Raw genomic sequence first — 17022 nt, forward strand, 5'->3', positions numbered from 1 at the left:
GAACCGTTCAGTTTAGTTGTGTCGCTTTCTTTGGGTTTGAGCGCGAAAAAGGGGTGGAAACCAGCGCAATAGGCCCGCGCCACTTGGCAAGCCCGCGCCCTTCGCGCTAAGAGGGCGCAACACCCGTGCAAGCGGGGCCATAAACACAGTTGAAGCGAGCCGGACCTCATGGCCAATACCGATAGTTTTGTTGATGAAGTGACCGAAGAAGTTCGCCGTGACAGGCTCTTCAATCTCTTCAAGAAATGGGGCTGGCTGGCCGCTTTGATCGTGATCGGCATTGTGGGCGCGGCGGCATGGAATGAATACCGCACAGCCACGGAACAAGCGGCTGCGCAAAATTTCGGCGATAGCGTGATTGCCGCCCTCGATAATGAGGACGCCGCCGAGCGGATCGCCGCGCTTGAGGCGATCACAAGCGACAATCAGGGCGCGGATGCGCTGCTGGAAATGATGATCGCCGCAGAAGAAACCGCCGCCGAAGACCCAGAGGCCGCCGCACAGCGTCTGCGCAACTTGGCCGATATGCCTGATCTTTTGCCGCGCTACCGTGACCTTGCGCTGCTCAAAGCGCATTTGCTGGCCCCTCCCGCCAGTGAGGCCGAGGCCGATGCCATCCTCGCGGCGATTGCCACTCCGGGGCGGCCCTATGCGGCTTTGGCGCGCGAACAGCAGGCGATTGCGCTGATTTCACGGGGCGATATCACAGGCGGAACGGATATCCTGCGCGAGTTGGAGCGTGATGCAGCCGCCACACCGGGCTTGCAACAGCGCGCCTCTCAGTTGATTGTGGCCTTCGAGGCGGGCTCTATTCTGATTGACGAGCCGATCGCGGAGCCGGAGCTGGTTGTACCTGATGTGGTATTGCCACCGGAGCCGGACAGCGCGCCGGAGGAAACAGAAGACCAGACCGGGACAGCACCCGGTGAGACAACGGATGACGCCACCGCGCCCGCAATCGGGGAATAAGCGGCGGCCAAAGGGGCAGGGCAGAGATGAGCGCTTTTCGGATCGTGACATTGGGGCTTGGACTGACAATGGTCCTATCTGCCTGTGAACGCGAAGTTATTCTCGAAGGGGAACGCTTTGATACGCGCACGCCTTTGCAGGCCTCGCTTCCAACCGACAGTGTTGAAGATGCAGCAGAAGCCGCTTTGAGCGCGCTTGATCAAAGCGAGGCCAATGAAAGCCGCGCGATCAATCTGGCCGCCGCACAGACGCTGAATGACTGGCCGCAACGCGGCAGCAACACGCGCAATGCCGTGCCGCATCTGGCCTTCTCGGCAGCGCCTGCGCAGCTCTTTTCGGTCTCGATCGGGCAGGGCAATACGCGCCGCCAACGTCTGACTGCCGATCCGATTGCCGCAGATGGCCTTATTTTTACGCTTGATTCAGATGCGGGCCTGCAAGCCACCTCTGCCGCGGGCGAGGTTTTGTGGCGCGCCGATCTTACGCCTGGATTTGAACGCGGTGGCGGTGTCTCGGGCGGTGGTCTGGCGATTGAGGGCACAACGCTTCTCGCCTCCACGGGCTATGGCGAGTTGATCGCATTGGATGCTACCTCGGGCGCTGTGATCTGGCGCCAGCGATTGGGGGCGGGGCTGGCGAGCCCGACCATCTCGGGCGGTCTTGTCTATATCATCAGCCGTGACAGTCAGGCTTGGGCCATTGAGCTAGATGACGGACGCATCCGCTGGCAAAGCCCTGCATCGCCGGCAGCCTCTGTTTTGTCGGGGGCTGCGGCTCCTGCAATTACCGACCGCTCGGTCATCTTCCCCTTCGCTTCGGGCGAGCTGGTGGGAGCGCTGCGCCAATCGGGCGTTCGGGTTTGGGGCACAACGGTTGCGGGCTCGCGCCTTGGTGTGGCCTATAATGATCTCAATGATATCACGGGCGATCCTGTGGTTGTTGGCGGCACGATCTATGCGGGCAACCAATCGGGCCGCGTGGCAGCCCTCGACGCCGCCTCGGGCGAGCGGATTTGGACTGCGCAGGATGGGGCCTATTCCCCTGTTGTGCCTGCGGGAGACAGCGTGTTCTTCGTCTCGGACCGCAATGAATTGCTGCGGGTCGATGCAGCAACCGGCGAGCGTATCTGGGGTGTGGAACTGCCGCTCTATGTGCGCGAGCGTGAGCGCCGCCGCAAAGCTGTGTTCACCCATTTCGGGCCGATCATGGCAGGGGGGCGCTTGGTCGTGGCCTCGGGCGATGGCGAGATCCGCTTCTTCAACCCCGAAGATGGCAGCGCGCTTGGCACACTTCCGATCCGCGGAGGGGCCGCGTCAAACCCGATCATCGTGGGTGATGTTCTCTATGTCATAGATGCCGATGGCCGCCTGAACGCCTACCGTTAAGGGCTTAGGTTTCAAGCCCTTCAATGTTGTAATGCCGCGCGATGCCTTTGGTGACGTATGCCCAAGCGCTTTGCGCGCCACGGGCTTGATGGGCCTTGAAGGCGGCAGGGGTGGAGAATGCCTCGGAGACTTCAAACCGCCCGACAGGCTCCGCGCTTTCCGTTACATCAAAACGGAGGCATCCCTCTTCGGCGCGGGTCAGGCGGATATGCTCGGGCAATGCCGCGCGCACCGCGTCCAGCCGCTCGGCGGGCACATCGATATGCCCTTTTAAAACGACCGTCATCCCGCGGTTACTCCCACTCAATCGTGCCGGGAGGTTTCGAGGTGATATCATAGGTCACGCGGTTGATGCCTTTGACCTCATTGATGATGCGCGTGGCAGTTTCGCCAAGGAAATCATGGCTGAACGGGTAGTAATCCGCCGTCATGCCATCCACGCTGGTTACCGCGCGCAGGGCGCAGGCGAAATCATAGGTGCGACCATCGCCCATGACACCCACGGTGCGCACAGGCAGAATGGCGACAAAGGCCTGCCAAATCTCATCGTAAAGCCCATGCTTACGGATCTGGTCGATATAGACCGCATCCGCCTTGCGTAGGATTTCGAGCTTTTCGCGCGTGATCTCACCGGGGCAGCGTATCGCAAGGCCTGGGCCGGGGAAGGGGTGGCGGCCAATGAAACTGTCGGGCAGGCCCAATTCACGCCCCAAGGCGCGGACCTCATCCTTGAACAATTCGCGCAGCGGCTCGACCAGTTTGAGGCCCATCTTTTCGGGCAAACCGCCCACATTGTGGTGCGATTTGATCGTCACCGAGGGGCCGCCCGAGAAGGAGACCGACTCGATCACATCGGGATAGAGCGTGCCTTGGGCGAGGAAACGCGCGCCCTCGATCCCGTCGGCATATTTCTGGAACACATCGATGAACAGCTTGCCGATGATCTTGCGCTTGGTCTCGGGGTCGCTAACGCCCTCCAATTCACCAAGGAACAGCTCGCGCTCATCGGCATGGATCACATGCAGGTTCATATGGTCGCGGAACATCGCCACGACGTCTTCCGCCTCGTTCAGGCGCAAAAGGCCATGGTCAACAAAGACGCAGGTCAGTTGATCGCCAATCGCCTCATGGATCAAAGCGGCAGTGACCGAGCTGTCGACCCCGCCAGAGAGGCCACAAATCACCTTGGCATCGCCAACCTGCTCGCGGATCGCGGCAACGGCTTGGTCACGATAGGCATCCATCGTCCAATCGCCCGAAAACCCTGCAAGGCGCACGAAGTTTTCATAGAGCGTTTTGCCATTGGGCGTGTGATGCACTTCGGGGTGGAATTGCACGGCATAGAAATGCCGATCCAGATCAGCCGTGATTGCGAAAGGCGCACCGGGCGAGGTGCCAAGAACCTCGAAATTAGGTGCTATTTCAGAGACATGGTCGCCATGGCTCATCCAGACTTGTTCGCGACCTTCGGCATCAAGGAACCAGCCGTTCAGGATATCGGGCCGCGTTTGTGATGGCGTGACATAGGCGCGCCCGAACTCGGCCGTGGCATGCTCGCCCGCTTCCACCTTGCCGCCCAGATCATGCATCATGACCTGCTGGCCATAGCATATCCCCAAGATCGGCAAGCCCCTGTCATAAACCGAATTCGGCGGGCGCGGAGAGCCCTCGCGCATCACGGAATCGGGACCGCCCGAAAAGATCACCGCTTTGGGGTCAAACGCATCGAGAAATGCATCCGTCACATTCTGATAGGGATGAATTTCGCAATAGACATTCAACTCACGCAGACGGCGCGCGATCAACTGGGTCACTTGGCTGCCGAAATCGATGATCAGCAGCCGCTCATGGGAAATATCTGTCATGCACCTTCTCCTATGCAAACCCTATGACCTGCGCAAGATGGTCAGGGCTGTTTGTGCACGACCAGAAACTTGTTTGCTTTGCGTCGTATGTAGCGATGCGGGAAGACATAGGCGAGGCTGATCTCAGGCGCGATCGCGGTAAAATCACGTTCCAAATCGGTATCTGTATGACTGAATTTCCCAGTCTCTGTAAACGCGCGGAACAACTCACCTGTCTTGGTGAAATCGGGCTTTTCATATGCTTTCGGCTGCCAATGCAGATCTTCAATAATGTAAAGGCCACCTGGCTTTAGCGTCTTCCAAAGTTCTAAAAACCCGTATTGCTGATGGTGAGACGCATGGGATGCATCGTCGATGATGAAATCATATTCACGGGTTACGGACTCGGCCAATTTTTTAAGATTTTGTCGTTTATCCATATCGCAATGGATGTACTCAAAATTCGGGTCATCGACCCAAGAGAAGTCGGAAATATCCACACCCGTTACATGGACGTCGTCAAAATATTCCAGCCACATCGACACCGACGGGACCTTGTTTGTCTCGCGGCTTGCATCGAACCCGTTTTCTGGCCCGCCAATCTGAAGTCCCATCTCCATCAAAGAAACAGGACGGTTTTTATAGGGGTAAAACAACAGCTCATAGGCCAGTGTATACATATGGGCTTGTTTAACGTTGCCCTTGTCCGAGCGGTGTTTTGTGGCCAATTGGGTTAGATTCACTTGGGCATTCCTATCTGTCATCGGTCCAGCCAAATACGGGCAAGCCCAATTCGGCATCTGCAAAATCTGTTCGGTCAATATATGGTTTGACAAATTCACGCATTTCCAGCGGGCTGGTATGCTGCTCTGCCAACAGTCTTGTGCGGAGCCTTTCGCGGCTTGCAAAAAAAGTCGCTTCGAGGATGTCCGCAAGAATGTGCTGCAGACCGCTTATCTCCAGCCACTGCTTCATCGCAAAGAAATAGACTTCGTCAAAGCGGCGCCTTTTGTCTTTCCAAGGCTTGATCGGCCCCGTGAAGTGAACAAAGCGCGGGTTTCTTAACGGAATGAGATGATCATAACGGGTATTGGCTTGCCAGTTCCAACTTGGGGATAGCTCCAGCCAGTCACCGTTCACCGCCGCATTCAAGGCGGATTGGTCGGCGTAATGGCACAACTCAGGATAGTCGCGCAAAAAGGCCAGCGCGCGCTGCGTGATCTCCTGTGCAAGAAACACTTTGCTATTTGCAACGATTATCCCTGCGTTGAAATATCGGTTGTGGACGCCCGACGGCAGGTTGGGAAAGTAATTTTTGGCCACCCAGACTTCTGGTTCACGCCCCCATAACGAACGATCACGCACAGCGGCCAGAGGTTGTTCATGCTCTGCCAGATTGATCAATTCGCCAAAGGATCCCCAACGCTGGAACACGTCAACATCACTATAGGCGACTTGGTCATAATGCGGACATAGCTCCTCAAGGGCGATCATCCGCAAGAAGGTCGCTTTTGAAATGTGACTCGATAGGGGAATATTGTCTGCAAACCCTGCCTTTTCTGTAAAGACAATCTTGACCCTCGGTCCGAGCGCTTTCTTCAGCTTTGGGTCAAATGGGTCTGAGCAATACAGGTAAAAATCGACCAATTTATCTGGGTCGAGGCTTATTGCGCGTGCCAGAAAAAATGCGGATTGCCAGAACAGGTTCTTGTCAGTGCAAACCACGACAGCGATTTTGGCCTTTTTCGGTTTTGATGTGGCCTTCGCCATCCAAACGACCTCACTGCTTCTTTTATCTTTTGGTGCATTTGTGGGGTATCTTTTGGCTCCTGTCCAGATCGAGTTGGGCAAGGGCTTACCCAATGGATGTCGCTTTCCCCCCGCATGCGCCGCAAATCAGCCCTGCAGGGGTGGGCATGCGCGCTACAAGCGCTTGCAGTGGCGCAGTGCCAGAATAGCGGAGAGTCGTGAGATATGGCGGAGGCAACAATGACGGAACGGCGTAGAACACGGGGCGGCGGAGGGGCCGCGCGGCGCGCGGCGCGCTCGGCGGTCAGCTTTGAGACAGCCCGCTTCATTGAGCGCAATATCCCCAATCTCGAGGTGCTCTCAGACGAGGCGCTGGAGATCATCGAGTATAACGCCGAAACCGTTCTCGAAGAGATTGGCGTCAATTTCGCAGATAACCCCAAGGCGCTGGCCCTTTGGAAAGAGGCGGGCGCTGATGTTCAGGGCGAGCGGGTGCGCATTCCGCGCGGTCTGGCGCGCGACTTGTGCAAAACCGCCCCCTCTCGCTTTACCCAATATGCCCGCAACCCTGAACGCAATGTCGAGATCGGGGGCAAATCGCTGGTGCTGGCCCCTGTCTATGGCCCGCCCTTTGTCTGGGATATCCATGAGGGGCGCCGCTACGCGACCATGGCCGATTTCGAGAAATTCGTGAAACTGGGCTATATGTCGAAATGGCTGCATCATTCGGGTGGCACGGTCTGCGAGCCTACGGATGTGCCTGTTAATAAACGCCATTTTGATATGCTCTATGCGCATATGAGTTTGTCGGACAAGCCCTTCATGGGCTCGGTCACCGAACCTTCCCGCGCACGCGATTCCATCGAGATGTGCAAGATCCTGTTCGGCGCGGAATTCGTTGACCAAAACGCGGTCATGACATCGCTGATCAATATCAACTCGCCTTTGACCTTTGACGCCACGATGATGGGCGCATTGGAGGAATATGCCGCCGCAGGGCAGGCCTGTATCGTCTCGCCCTTTATCGTGGGGGGGGCGATGGCGCCCGTGTCGGTCACGGGCACGCTGACGCAGGTGCTGGCCGAGGTTCTGGCAGGCGTGGCCTATAGCCAGTTGATCCGCAAAGGCGCGCGGGTGATTTTCGGGGCTTTCGTGGCCTCGATCGATATGAATTCGGGCGCGCCCACTTTTGGCACGCCCGAGGCCTCGCAGATCACCTATGGCGCGGGGCAATTGGCGCGGCGTCTTGGCTTGCCCTATCGCTCGGCAGGCTCGTTCAACGGGTCGAAACTGCCCGATGCGCAAGCGGCCTATGAGACAGCCAATTCGCTGAATGCGGGGCTTTTGGGCGGGGTGAATTTCATGCTGCATGCCTGCGGCTGGATGGAAGGTGGCCTGAGCGCCAGCCCCGAGAAATTCGTGATGGATGCCGACCAGCTCGGTGTTTTGCATAAAATGGCGGCAGGCGTCAGTTTTGACGAGAATGCCCAAGCACTGGACGCCCTGCGCGAAGTCGGGCCGGGTGGCCACTTCCTTGGCTGCGACCATACCCAGAACAATTTCAAAGAGGCCTTCTGGAAGAGCGATCTGCTCGATTACAAACCGTTCGAGACTTGGGCCGATGAAGGCTCGCGCGATACGATTGCCTTGGCAGCGGCGCGTGTGGACAAGATGCTGGGGGATTATGTCCAGCCACCGCTTGACCCCGAAATTGATGGCCGTCTGAAGGACTATATCGCACAGCGCAAATCCGAGATGCCCGACGCCTTCGCCTAAGATGGCCAAGGGTCCCATCGCGGGTGCCATTTACCAGTTGTTAACTCATGAGCCCCTGCGGTTGCGCCGCGCGGGTTCGCTTGGATTGGCAGATCAGCACGGCCAGAACCTCGATATGGCGGATCGCTGAATACCCCACCAAACCATCAAGCCGCGCGCTGTTCAATTGCGCCTCCTCCTCCAGCAAGGCGGCAGGTGCCTTGCGCAAGCGGGGCAGGGTAAGGTCTTGGCGAATATAGCTATTTGCGGCCATCTGGGCCGCGCCGACCAGAAGTTTGGGGCGGCGGATATTGTGCAAAATAGAAGTCAGGTTTTTCATCGGGCGCATCTCTCCGGCAAAGGTTTTGGGCCTTTGAGGATCACCCGAGCGACCCTGCTGTTGCGTATTTTTTTCGAGAGCGTTCGCAGGCAGGCTGGCTGTTAACGAATTGAAAACAATTCACTCAAATTTTGCGAATATTAACCTTTAAGTAATCAATAAGGCGAAACTCTGGCCGAGTTATCCACAAGCTTACCAAAAGGATAGATCGCGTGACCCTTCGGCCAGACAGCCCAAACCAAAAGACCTTTCCGCCATGGGTTCCCGACCAAGCGCGACAATATTTGCACCATGTCGCGCTCGGAACTCCCGTTCGCCAGATTGCCCGCGATTGGGGCCGACATCCCTCAACGATTTCGCGTCGAATTCGACATATGGAAGCGCGCCGTGATGACCCATTGGTCGATGAAGCGCTCAGCGCGCTTGATCCGCGCAATGCAGCAATTGACCAGACCAAGCCATCTAGACAGGAAGACTTTACCATGACCATGCCAATTAGGACCGGACTCGTATCGGACGAGCCGACAATCAACCGTGAAGCCCGCCGTATTTTGCGCAGGCTATGTGAGAAAGACGCCGTTCTTGTCGTCGCGGGCGATATGGACAAAGCGGTTGTGCTGCGGCCTGCGCCAGACGGGTCGCAGACCCGCACAGCCGTTCTGGAGCGCAATATCGCCAATGCCTTTGCGCTCAAGGATTGGATCGCGACCGCCAAACGGGGCAGGGTGACGAGTTATCGGATCACCTCGGTTGGCAAAACCGCCCTCAAGACCTTGATCGAGGAGGACCGCAAGCGCCGTCATTCGGTGATGGAGATGTCGGAGGCCGCGACCCCTTTTGCCGCGCAACACGCGATCTGGGGCGAGCGGCGCATTGCAGATGATGCGGGCAAGCGGCGCAAGATGCGGGTCAATCTGGCCGAGTCGCCGCTGGCCAGCCTTGCGCGCCGCAAAGGGCCTGATGGCAAGGCCTTCCTCGAGATGAGCCTTGTGCAAGCGGGCGAGAAGCTGCGCGAGGATTTCGAGCGCGCCCAGATGGGCCCGCGCGTGGCCCAGAATTGGGATCGTTTCCTGACGGGCGTCGATCGGGGTGGCTTCTTGTCGGATACAGGCATTGGCGAGGGGCCACGCGATGCGCGCAAACGGGTCTCGGATGCGATGGATGATCTGGGGCCGGGATTGTCGGATGTGGTGATGCGGGTGTGCTGTTTTCTGGAAGGGCTTGAATCGGCTGAGAAAAGGCTTGGCTGGTCGGCGCGCTCGGGCAAGATCGTGCTCAAGATCGGCCTACAACGTTTGCTCAGCCATTATCAGACGCAATACGGCTTTGTGCCTGCCTTGCAGGATTAAACGCGCCGCCTGCCTTTCGCCTCATGCATTCCTGTGATGCAAAATGTCAGGGTTACTTTTTTCGCCGAGCGGATTAGATAGAGGGCAATGGAGGAACGGCCCCAATGCGTGATCTGAAAATCCCCGGCGAACGCCACCCTGAAAAAGCGCATCGCGCGGATAATGAGCAACCCAAGAAACCGTCTTGGATCCGTGTGAAAGCCCCTGTGGGCGAGGGCTATCAGAAAACCCGCAATATCATGCGCGAGCATAAGCTGACCACGGTCTGCGAAGAGGCGGGCTGCCCCAATGTCGGCGAATGCTGGAGCCAAGGTCACGCCACCATGATGATCATGGGCGAGATTTGCACACGCGGATGCACTTTCTGCAATGTGGCCACGGGCCGCCCTGATACCTTGGATGCTTTTGAGCCGGGCCGTGTGGCGGATGCGGTGCAAAAACTGGGGTTGAACCATGTGGTGATCACCTCGGTGGATCGCGATGATCTGGATGATGGCGGGGCGGAGCATTTCGCCATGACGATCCGCGCCATCCGCAAACGCGCGCCCGAGACGACGATTGAAATTCTGACACCCGATTTCCTGAAATGCGGGCCAGAGGCTTTGGAAACGGTCGTGGCTGCACGCCCTGATGTGTTCAACCACAATCTCGAAACGGTGCCGGGGCTTTACCCCGAGGTCCGCCCTGGTGCGCGTTATTTCCATTCCCTGCGCATTTTGCAGCGGGTGAAGGAGATTGATCCCTCGATGTTCACCAAATCGGGCATCATGGTCGGGCTTGGCGAGGACCGCCAATCGGTCACGCAAGTGATGGATGACATGCGCGCGGCGGATGTGGATTTCCTGACCATTGGCCAATATCTGCAACCCAGCCCCAAGCATCACGCGGTGGACCGCTTTGTGACGCCCGAGGAATTCGCAGCCTATGAGAAAGCGGCCTTCGGGAAGGGCTTCTTGATGGTCTCGGCCACGCCTTTGACGCGCTCAAGCTATCATGCGGGGGATGATTTCGCGCGTCTCCGTGCGGCGCGGCTGAAAAAACTCGGGCGCGCCTGAGTGGATCCAAGACAGGGGCGCTGCCCCTGCGGGCCGCTTCGGCGGCCCTGACCCCGAAGTATTTTCAGAGCGTTTCCACGTTTTATTGAGGTCAAATTCCCTGCCTCTCCCTTCGGTCGAACGGGATTTTGCCCACGCTTTTGAGTCAGTGTTTCGTGGTAACGCTTTAAAGCAAAGATAGGGGCGCGGGACTTACTGCGCGTTTGGCAGCGCCAGCAGATAGGCCGCGATGGCCATGCGGTCTTCATCGGGAAGATTGGCGAGGTTTTGCACCACCGAGCGCATATGCCCGCCCGCTGCATCAAAGCTGGGGGTAAAGCCGTCGTGCAGGTAATTGGCGATATCGGCTTGCGACCAGCCGAGCTCAGCGGGGGTGATATCTGGGATGCGGCCCTCGCCCGAGGGGTTGGGTGCGCCCTGCATCCATGCAGCTCGATCAAGGGCGCCCAAGGCGTTGCGCGGCGTGTGGCATTCAGCGCAATGGGCCAAGGCCTCGGAGAGGTAGCGCCCGCGGGCTACATCCTCGGGCAAGTCGCCATCAATTACATAGCCATCTGTCATGAAGAGGAATTTCCATCCTCCGGTCAGGCGTCTGATATTAAAGGGAAAGCCGATGTCATGAGGCTGGGACGGGGTGGCATCGGCGGGCAGGGTCATCATGAAAGCGTAGAGGTCGACAATGTCCTGCCGTTCGGCCAGATGATAGGCGGTATAGGGGAAGGCGGGGTAGTAATGCTGGCCTGAGGGCGAGACACCTTCCTGCACGGCGGTGACGAATTCGGCCAAGCTCCACCCGCCGATCCCCATATCTGGATCGGTTGAGATATTGGGGGCGATGAAGGTTCCGAAATCCGAGGGGAAATGCTGACCCCCTGCAAGGATCAGGCGGGCCTCGCCAGTGCTGTCCTCCGCTGCATGGCAGGAGGCGCAGCCTGCCGCCCAAAACACCGCCTCGCCATGGACAGGATCGCCTGTGAGGCCTGCAAGCTCGTCCTGCGAAACCGTTTTGGGGCTGGTCAGAAGCAAAAAGATGCCAAATCCGACAACGCCTATTCCGAAAATCTGGCCAATAAAGCGTATCATCTCTTTGTCCTTATGCGCCCAATTGCCAAAGGCCCCCTCGGAGGAGGAGGCCGAAGGCTGTGTCTGTGTGGACCGCCCTTAGCGAGGCTGGCGGTAATCGTCATGGCAGGCGCCGCAGGCGGCACCTACGGGGCCGAGGGCAGCCTGCATGGCTTCAAGCCCGTTGCCTGCTGCTGCCTGAAGGCCTGCTGCTGCCGCACCAAAGGCTTGGCCCTTTTCGGAGACGCCAGCGAAATCTTCCCAGATGGCGGGCAGGGCACGCGAGCCTTCAAAGGCTGCACTATCCGAGCCCTCGGGCCAGTAGAACCGCTGATCCAGCATCGAGACGGCCGCGATATTATCGGCGGCGGCCTGCGCGGCTTCGGCATCATAATCGGCATTGCCGCGGGCCATACCACCCAGAACACCAATATTCAGCGCCATAATATTCATGCCGCCCTGACGCGCATCAACCGCGCTTGAAAAATCCTGTGCGAGGGCGGCTGTGCCAAACCCAAGGGTTGCAACAACCGCAACCATACTGCTTACTTTTAAAAAGCTCATTTGAACCACTCCCATGATCACCAATATATGTGGCAGCATGCCGCAGCGCGACGCAGGTGGTCAAATAAAACCACCCGTGCAGATTAGCACAGGATTTGTGCGTCCAAGCACCGCCCTCACGGCCTCGTGATGGAGCGTGAGTTTACTGTGAGGGCCTCGGGCCAGCCGAAGAGCTTTTCAATCGCGACAAGGGCCAGCACCACTGCGACGATGGCCAAGACGAATTTCACCTTCTTTGCGGAGGGCGGGTTTCGGGCCCATCCCACAGCGCGCAGCAGCCATATATTCATCGCGACCCCCTTTGGCCTATGGGCTTAGTCAAACACCACTTTGCCGATATAGGGAAGGTTGCGATTGCGCTGCGCATAGTCAATGCCATAGCCCACCACAAATTCATCGGGGATGGCAAAACCTGTCCATGTCGCTTTGATATCCACCTCGCGGCGCGAGGGTTTATCCAGAAGCGCGATGGTGTTTAGTTTGCGGGGTGCGCGGCTTTCAAGCAGATGCAGCACATGGGTTAATGTGTGGCCTGTGTCGACGATATCTTCCACCACCAGCACGTCGCGCCCGCCGATCTCGCCGCGCAAATCCTTCAGGATGCGCACCTCGCGCGAGCTTTCAAGCGCATCGCCATAGGAGGAGGCCTCGAGGAAATCGACCTCGACGGGCAGGTCCAATTCGCGCACCAGATCGGCGATAAAGACGAATGAGCCCCGCAACAGCCCCACCACCACCAGCTTGTCGGTGCCGGCATAGGCGGCCTCAATCTCGCGGGCCAATTCCTCGATCCGCGCGGCAATGGCCTTGGCCGAGATCAATGTATCGACATGGTAATCTGGCTGCGCCATTGGGTCCCGCCCTTTTAACCTTGAATTCCAGCGCTGTTTTTAAGACATCAGGGGAGCTTACGAAAGACGAAAGAGACCCATGCCCGCGCATTCCGAAACCCGCACCCTGCCATTCACGGCTGACCAGATGTATGCGCTTGTCGGGGATGTGGCGCGTTATCCTGAATTTATTCCATGGACGGCGGCGGCGCGGATCCGTTCGGTTACCGATCAAGGCGATCATCGTGAGATGCTGGCCGATCTGGTGGTGGGCTTCAAAATGTTCCGCGAACGCTTTGGCAGCCGTGTGGTGCTGTGGGACGAGAAAAAGAAAATCGATACTGAATATATCGATGGTCCCTTCAAGCATATGATCTCGCATTGGCAGTTCCGCGACCTTGAGGAGGGCGGATGCGAAGTGGCATTTGATGTGGATTTTGAATTCAAAAACAAACTGTTGCAGGGTGCAGCTGGTGTGTTTTTCTCCGAGGCCATGACACGGATCGTGCGGGCTTTCGAGACGCGCGCCGAGGCGCTTTACGGCAAGCCGTAAAAGGTGCTGCGCGGCCCCGAGATGAGGCCGCGCGCTGATTTATTCAGGAGCTGATATCATAGGCCCGTTCACCGTGAACGGCGATATCAAGACCTGTGCTTTCGCTGTCTTCATCCACCCGCAATGGCGTGACCAGCCCGACCAGTTTGATCAGAACGACGGTCACAACAATCGTATATGCGCCCACAATCGCCAAGCCGCCAAGCTGTGCAACCCATGCGCCCTGACCGAAGGCCGCGATCATGATCGTGCCGAAGATGCCGCCAACGCCGTGCACGGCGAACACATCCAATGTGTCGTCGATCTTGGCTTTGTTGCGGATCAGGTTCACCGCCTCTTGGCACAAAATGCCCGCGACCGTACCGATGACCAGCGCCTCAACGGGGCCAACAAAGCCCGATGCAGGAGTGATCGAGGCCAGACCCGCGATGGTGCCTGTTACAACGCCAACCAGCGATGTCTTGCCATATTTGATCCGCTCCCACAGACCCCAGCTGAGCGAAGCTGCCGCGGCCGAGATATGGGTAACAGTGATCGCCATCGCGGCCCCGCCATCAGCGGCCAGTTGCGAGCCGCCATTAAAGCCGAACCAACCGACCCAAAGCATCGCCGCACCAATCATCACCATGCCGGGATTATGGGGGGGGGTGGTGTTGTTCTTGCGCTGCCCAAGGAAGATCGCAATCACAAGCGCTGCAAGACCTGCGGTTTCATGCACCACGATACCGCCTGCGAAGTCACGCACGCCGATCTCGCCCAAGATACCGCCATCGGCCAGCATGCCGCCGCCCCAGATCCAATGGACCACAGGCGCGTAGCACAGCAGCATCCAAAGGCTCGAGAAGAGCAGCACAAAGCCAAAGCCGATCCTCTCGACATAGGCGCCCACGATCAGGGCAGGGGTGATGATGGCAAAGGTCATCTGGAAGGCAAAGAACAAAACCTCGGGCAGGGTGCCCGACAAGGTGTCTGTGGTCACGCCGCTGAGAAAGACCCGATCAAGCCCGCCCCAAAGCCCGCTCTCGCCGGGGCCGAAGGCAATAGAATATCCAACGGCCAGCCAAAGCACGCTCATCAAACAGGCAATCATATAGCAATGCATGAAAACGCTCAGCACATTGCGCGCGCGCACCAGGCCGCCGTAAAACAGCGCAAGCCCTGGTAGCGTCATAAAGAGGACCAGCGCCGTGGCGACGATGATCCATGCGGTATCCGCTCCGTTCATTGGTGAAGTCCCTTCCCTTGTGTTCGTGTTGCAGGAGGGCAAAGCGTGACTGAGGTGCGGAAAAAAGAGGCGAACGCCAAATTTAGCGACTAAAGCTTGGTCGTTTTGCAAAATGCGCAAATTTGGGGCGCATATTTTAGCTTTGGTCTAAAAATTAGGCAGAAAGCGAAAGCCGCTGTTCCAGCATGCCCAAAGCATGCTCGACCGTGGCCTGACGGACCTTGCTGCGTCCGATTGCGCCGAATTCGACGGTTTCCGATGTGGTTTTATGGGCGGTGGAAAGCGCGAAACACACGCGGCCCTCGGGCTTATGCTCGGACCCGCCGGGCCCTGCAATGCCCGTGACCGAGATCGCAATATCAACCCCCGCCTTTTGCCTTGCCCCTTGCGCCATTTCGCGCGCGACCTCCTCCGAGACGGCGCCATGGGCCTCCAAGGTCTTGGCGCGGACATCCAGCATCTCGATCTTGGCGCGGTTCGAATAGGTGACAAAACCACGATCAAACACCGAAGAGGAGCCCGCCACATCCGTAACAGCGGCTGCGATCAGGCCAGCGGTGCAGGATTCCGCCGTGGCCAGCCACCAGCCACGCGCTTTCAGCAGGTCAATGACGCGGGCCGCCTGCATCAGATCAGCCATAGATGCGCAATGGCGGCCAAAGCCACGACGACACCCGCCGCCATAACGCCCGCCACGACATCATCCAGCATCACGGCCATCGCACCCTCATTGCGGTCGGCCCATCTGACAGGGCCAGGCTTCCAGATATCAAACAGGCGGAAGGCCAAAAAGGCGGTCAGGATGCCCGGCCAGAGCGCCAGAATATCCGCGCCTGCGAAAACCGCCCCATAGGAGACGGGCCAAAGCGCGATCCATTGGCCCACAACCTCGTCGATCACGATCTCGGCTGGGTCATCTTCTATCCCGTCGAGCAATTCCTGCATCACCGCCCAAAGCCCGATGCCAAACACCGCGATGGTTGCCGCCAGAAGCAGCCAGAAGCCACCGATATAATGGAGCGCAATGGCCGTAGGCAAAGCCGCAAGGCTGCCCCAAGTGCCAGGTGCGGGCTTGAGATGGCCGACGCGGAACACGGTTGTGATATTGTGGATCATGCTTTCACCAATGTGACACTCGCCAATGCGGCGATCCCCTCTTTGCGGCCTGTAAAGCCAAGCCGCTCGGTTGTGGTTGCCTTGACCGAAATGCGATCAAGATCAATGCGCAGCAATTCGGCCAGCCGTGCGCGCATGGCGCTGGCATGAGGGCCGATCTTGGGCTCCTCGCAGATCAAGGTGAGATCGGCATTCGAGATTGTGAAGCCCTTGGAGGACGCAAGTTCCACGGCGTGGCTGAGGAAAATATGGCTCTCGGCACCTTTCCATTGCGGGTCGGAAGGCGGGAAATGGGTGCCAATATCGCCCTCGGCCAAAGCGCCATAGATCGCATCGGTCAGGGTATGCAGCCCCACATCCGCATCGGAATGGCCTTTCAGCCCGCGCTCATGCGGGATGGCGATACCGCAGAGCATGACGTAGTCCCCCTCGCCAAAGGCATGCACATCAAAGCCGTTGCCTGTGCGAATATCCATTGCTCTCTCCAAATATTGCGCGGCGCGGGCGAAATCCTCGCGCCTTGTGATCTTCAAATTGGCCTCATCGCCTTGGGTGATGGCCACGCGCAAGCCCGCCGCACGCGCCACTTCCACATCATCGGCGGCTCCGCCTGCATGGGCGTCATGGGCGCGGCGGATCGCATCGATATGAAAACCCTGCGGGGTTTGCGCGCGCCACAGTCCCTCGCGCGCTTGTGTACCTGTGACGATGCTGTCGCCCCGCCAAAGCGCATCGGTGACCGCCAAGGCAGGGGCCGCCCCGTCATGGGTTTGCAATGCGTCCAGCACGCCATGGATGACCTCGCGGCTAACCAGCGGGCGCGCGGCGTCATGGATCAGCACCAGCTCGGCCGCCTCGCTCAGCGCTGCCAGCCCCGCGCGCACAGAGGCATCGCGGCTGGCCCCGCCAGTCACCACAGATAGCTCGGCGCGGGTTTCAGGGCGGGCCGCCTCGAATAGGGCGGAATCGTCTGGATGAATCACAACAATGATCTGCGTGAAAGCGACCGCATCATCCAGCGCTGTAATCGTGCGCGCGATCACAGGTCTGCCGCCTAAATCATTGTATTGTTTTGGAATATCGCCACCCGCGCGGCTGCCGCGCCCGCCTGCAACGACAATAGCGGCAAGGGTGTTTGGCGGGGTATCGGGAAGACGATCACTCATGCCTTGGTGATAGGGCGAAAGCGGCAAACGCACAATCGCCCCTAGGTGTTTGCTTAAAAA

Annotated in this window: 19 protein-coding genes; 6 read left to right on the top strand and 13 right to left on the bottom strand. The window is 58.5% G+C overall.

The window, feature by feature from the left end:
- The first annotated feature begins 168 nt into the window (after positions 1–168).
- Positions 169–969: a tetratricopeptide repeat protein gene (locus ACTYEO_RS08120; protein ID WP_449323224.1), complete on the top strand. Its 801-nt coding sequence runs from the start codon at positions 169–171 to the stop codon at positions 967–969.
- Positions 970–995: 26 nt separating this feature from the next.
- Complete coding sequence (locus tag ACTYEO_RS08125) at positions 996–2354, top strand: outer membrane protein assembly factor BamB family protein (RefSeq protein ID WP_449323225.1); 1359 nt, start codon at positions 996–998, stop codon at positions 2352–2354.
- Between the two features lie 4 nt (positions 2355–2358).
- Here ACTYEO_RS08125 and ACTYEO_RS08130 read toward each other — a convergent pair whose 3' ends face one another.
- Genes ACTYEO_RS08130 through ACTYEO_RS08145 form a run of 4 tightly spaced genes read right to left on the bottom strand, consistent with a single transcriptional unit; the run spans position 2359 to position 5968 of the window.
- A complete protein-coding gene (locus tag ACTYEO_RS08130; RefSeq protein WP_449323226.1) occupies positions 2359–2640 on the bottom strand; it encodes a putative quinol monooxygenase in 282 nt (93 codons plus the stop codon).
- A 7-nt stretch (positions 2641–2647) separates the two neighbouring features.
- Positions 2648–4219 (bottom strand): glutamine-hydrolyzing GMP synthase, encoded by a 1572-nt coding sequence (gene guaA, locus ACTYEO_RS08135; RefSeq protein WP_449323227.1) that lies wholly within the window; start codon positions 4217–4219, stop codon positions 2648–2650.
- Positions 4220–4260: 41 nt separating this feature from the next.
- Entirely contained in the window at positions 4261–4998 is a 738-nt protein-coding gene (locus ACTYEO_RS08140; protein WP_449323228.1) for a hypothetical protein, read from the bottom strand.
- The gene (locus ACTYEO_RS08145; RefSeq protein WP_449323229.1) at positions 4952–5968 is read right to left on the bottom strand and encodes a glycosyltransferase family 8 protein; all 1017 of its coding nucleotides are present in this window, start codon (positions 5966–5968) and stop codon (positions 4952–4954) included. Before ACTYEO_RS08145 ends, ACTYEO_RS08140 begins: the two co-directional genes overlap by 47 nt.
- A 219-nt stretch (positions 5969–6187) precedes the next feature.
- On the opposite strand from ACTYEO_RS08145, the gene ACTYEO_RS08150 reads away from it, so the two are divergent.
- Positions 6188–7723, top strand: a complete 1536-nt coding sequence (locus ACTYEO_RS08150; RefSeq protein WP_449323230.1) for a trimethylamine methyltransferase family protein — start codon at positions 6188–6190, stop codon at positions 7721–7723.
- Between the two features lie 40 nt (positions 7724–7763).
- On the opposite strand, the gene ACTYEO_RS08155 is transcribed toward ACTYEO_RS08150, so the two are convergent.
- Positions 7764–8042: a DUF6477 family protein gene (locus ACTYEO_RS08155; protein ID WP_449323231.1), complete on the bottom strand. Its 279-nt coding sequence runs from the start codon at positions 8040–8042 to the stop codon at positions 7764–7766.
- A 374-nt stretch (positions 8043–8416) separates the two neighbouring features.
- Between ACTYEO_RS08155 and ACTYEO_RS08160 the strand changes: the two genes are divergently transcribed.
- Entirely contained in the window at positions 8417–9391 is a 975-nt protein-coding gene (locus ACTYEO_RS08160; protein WP_449323232.1) for a DUF6456 domain-containing protein, read from the top strand.
- Positions 9392–9495: 104 nt separating this feature from the next.
- Entirely contained in the window at positions 9496–10446 is a 951-nt protein-coding gene (lipA, locus tag ACTYEO_RS08165; protein WP_449323233.1) for a lipoyl synthase, read from the top strand.
- A gap of 192 nt (positions 10447–10638) precedes the next feature.
- Here lipA and ACTYEO_RS08170 read toward each other — a convergent pair whose 3' ends face one another.
- From ACTYEO_RS08170 to hpt, 4 genes are all read right to left on the bottom strand, one after another.
- Positions 10639–11529 carry a cytochrome c gene (locus ACTYEO_RS08170; RefSeq protein WP_449323234.1) on the bottom strand — a complete coding sequence of 297 codons (891 nt, stop codon included), beginning with the start codon at positions 11527–11529 and terminating at the stop codon, positions 10639–10641.
- Between the two features lie 78 nt (positions 11530–11607).
- On the bottom strand, positions 11608–12072 hold the full coding sequence (locus ACTYEO_RS08175) for a c-type cytochrome (protein WP_449323235.1): 465 nt from the start codon (positions 12070–12072) through the stop codon (positions 11608–11610).
- Between the two features lie 116 nt (positions 12073–12188).
- Positions 12189–12362, bottom strand: a complete 174-nt coding sequence (locus tag ACTYEO_RS08180) for a hypothetical protein (protein ID WP_449323236.1) — start codon at positions 12360–12362, stop codon at positions 12189–12191.
- 24 nt (positions 12363–12386) lie between these two features.
- The gene (gene hpt, locus ACTYEO_RS08185) at positions 12387–12923 is read right to left on the bottom strand and encodes a hypoxanthine phosphoribosyltransferase (protein ID WP_449323237.1); all 537 of its coding nucleotides are present in this window, start codon (positions 12921–12923) and stop codon (positions 12387–12389) included.
- A 79-nt stretch (positions 12924–13002) separates the two neighbouring features.
- On the opposite strand from hpt, the gene ACTYEO_RS08190 reads away from it, so the two are divergent.
- Positions 13003–13455 (top strand): type II toxin-antitoxin system RatA family toxin, encoded by a 453-nt coding sequence (locus tag ACTYEO_RS08190; protein WP_449323238.1) that lies wholly within the window; start codon positions 13003–13005, stop codon positions 13453–13455.
- A gap of 43 nt (positions 13456–13498) precedes the next feature.
- On the opposite strand, the gene ACTYEO_RS08195 is transcribed toward ACTYEO_RS08190, so the two are convergent.
- The 4 genes from ACTYEO_RS08195 to ACTYEO_RS08210 form a co-directional block, all read right to left on the bottom strand.
- Entirely contained in the window at positions 13499–14680 is a 1182-nt protein-coding gene (locus ACTYEO_RS08195) for an ammonium transporter (RefSeq protein ID WP_449323239.1), read from the bottom strand.
- A gap of 154 nt (positions 14681–14834) precedes the next feature.
- Positions 14835–15308, bottom strand: a complete 474-nt coding sequence (locus ACTYEO_RS08200) for a CinA family protein (protein ID WP_449323350.1) — start codon at positions 15306–15308, stop codon at positions 14835–14837.
- Complete coding sequence (locus tag ACTYEO_RS08205) at positions 15308–15796, bottom strand: phosphatidylglycerophosphatase A family protein (RefSeq protein ID WP_449323240.1); 489 nt, start codon at positions 15794–15796, stop codon at positions 15308–15310. Before ACTYEO_RS08205 ends, ACTYEO_RS08200 begins: the two co-directional genes overlap by 1 nt.
- The gene (locus ACTYEO_RS08210; protein WP_449323241.1) at positions 15793–16962 is read right to left on the bottom strand and encodes a bifunctional 2-C-methyl-D-erythritol 4-phosphate cytidylyltransferase/2-C-methyl-D-erythritol 2,4-cyclodiphosphate synthase; all 1170 of its coding nucleotides are present in this window, start codon (positions 16960–16962) and stop codon (positions 15793–15795) included. Before ACTYEO_RS08210 ends, ACTYEO_RS08205 begins: the two co-directional genes overlap by 4 nt.
- Between the last annotated feature and the right edge of the window lie 60 nt (positions 16963–17022).

It is taken from the genome of Rhodophyticola sp. SM2404 (genome assembly GCF_053570515.1).

Coding starts and splice junctions, on each gene's coding strand:
- ACTYEO_RS08205 (WP_449323240.1), bottom strand. CDS start 15,796: ATGATCCACAATATCACAACCGTGTTCCGCGTCGGCCATCTCAAGCCC.
- ACTYEO_RS08155 (WP_449323231.1), bottom strand. CDS start 8,042: ATGAAAAACCTGACTTCTATTTTGCACAATATCCGCCGCCCCAAACTT.
- ACTYEO_RS08200 (WP_449323350.1), bottom strand. CDS start 15,308: ATGCAGGCGGCCCGCGTCATTGACCTGCTGAAAGCGCGTGGCTGGTGG.
- ACTYEO_RS08120 (WP_449323224.1), top strand. CDS start 169: ATGGCCAATACCGATAGTTTTGTTGATGAAGTGACCGAAGAAGTTCGC.
- guaA (WP_449323227.1), bottom strand. CDS start 4,219: ATGACAGATATTTCCCATGAGCGGCTGCTGATCATCGATTTCGGCAGC.
- ACTYEO_RS08140 (WP_449323228.1), bottom strand. CDS start 4,998: ATGCCGAATTGGGCTTGCCCGTATTTGGCTGGACCGATGACAGATAGG.
- ACTYEO_RS08150 (WP_449323230.1), top strand. CDS start 6,188: ATGACGGAACGGCGTAGAACACGGGGCGGCGGAGGGGCCGCGCGGCGC.
- ACTYEO_RS08180 (WP_449323236.1), bottom strand. CDS start 12,362: ATGAATATATGGCTGCTGCGCGCTGTGGGATGGGCCCGAAACCCGCCC.
- ACTYEO_RS08190 (WP_449323238.1), top strand. CDS start 13,003: ATGCCCGCGCATTCCGAAACCCGCACCCTGCCATTCACGGCTGACCAG.
- ACTYEO_RS08125 (WP_449323225.1), top strand. CDS start 996: ATGAGCGCTTTTCGGATCGTGACATTGGGGCTTGGACTGACAATGGTC.
- ACTYEO_RS08130 (WP_449323226.1), bottom strand. CDS start 2,640: ATGACGGTCGTTTTAAAAGGGCATATCGATGTGCCCGCCGAGCGGCTG.
- ACTYEO_RS08170 (WP_449323234.1), bottom strand. CDS start 11,529: ATGATACGCTTTATTGGCCAGATTTTCGGAATAGGCGTTGTCGGATTT.
- ACTYEO_RS08145 (WP_449323229.1), bottom strand. CDS start 5,968: ATGGCGAAGGCCACATCAAAACCGAAAAAGGCCAAAATCGCTGTCGTG.
- ACTYEO_RS08195 (WP_449323239.1), bottom strand. CDS start 14,680: ATGAACGGAGCGGATACCGCATGGATCATCGTCGCCACGGCGCTGGTC.
- ACTYEO_RS08175 (WP_449323235.1), bottom strand. CDS start 12,072: ATGAGCTTTTTAAAAGTAAGCAGTATGGTTGCGGTTGTTGCAACCCTT.
- ACTYEO_RS08210 (WP_449323241.1), bottom strand. CDS start 16,962: ATGAGTGATCGTCTTCCCGATACCCCGCCAAACACCCTTGCCGCTATT.
- hpt (WP_449323237.1), bottom strand. CDS start 12,923: ATGGCGCAGCCAGATTACCATGTCGATACATTGATCTCGGCCAAGGCC.
- ACTYEO_RS08160 (WP_449323232.1), top strand. CDS start 8,417: ATGGAAGCGCGCCGTGATGACCCATTGGTCGATGAAGCGCTCAGCGCG.
- lipA (WP_449323233.1), top strand. CDS start 9,496: ATGCGTGATCTGAAAATCCCCGGCGAACGCCACCCTGAAAAAGCGCAT.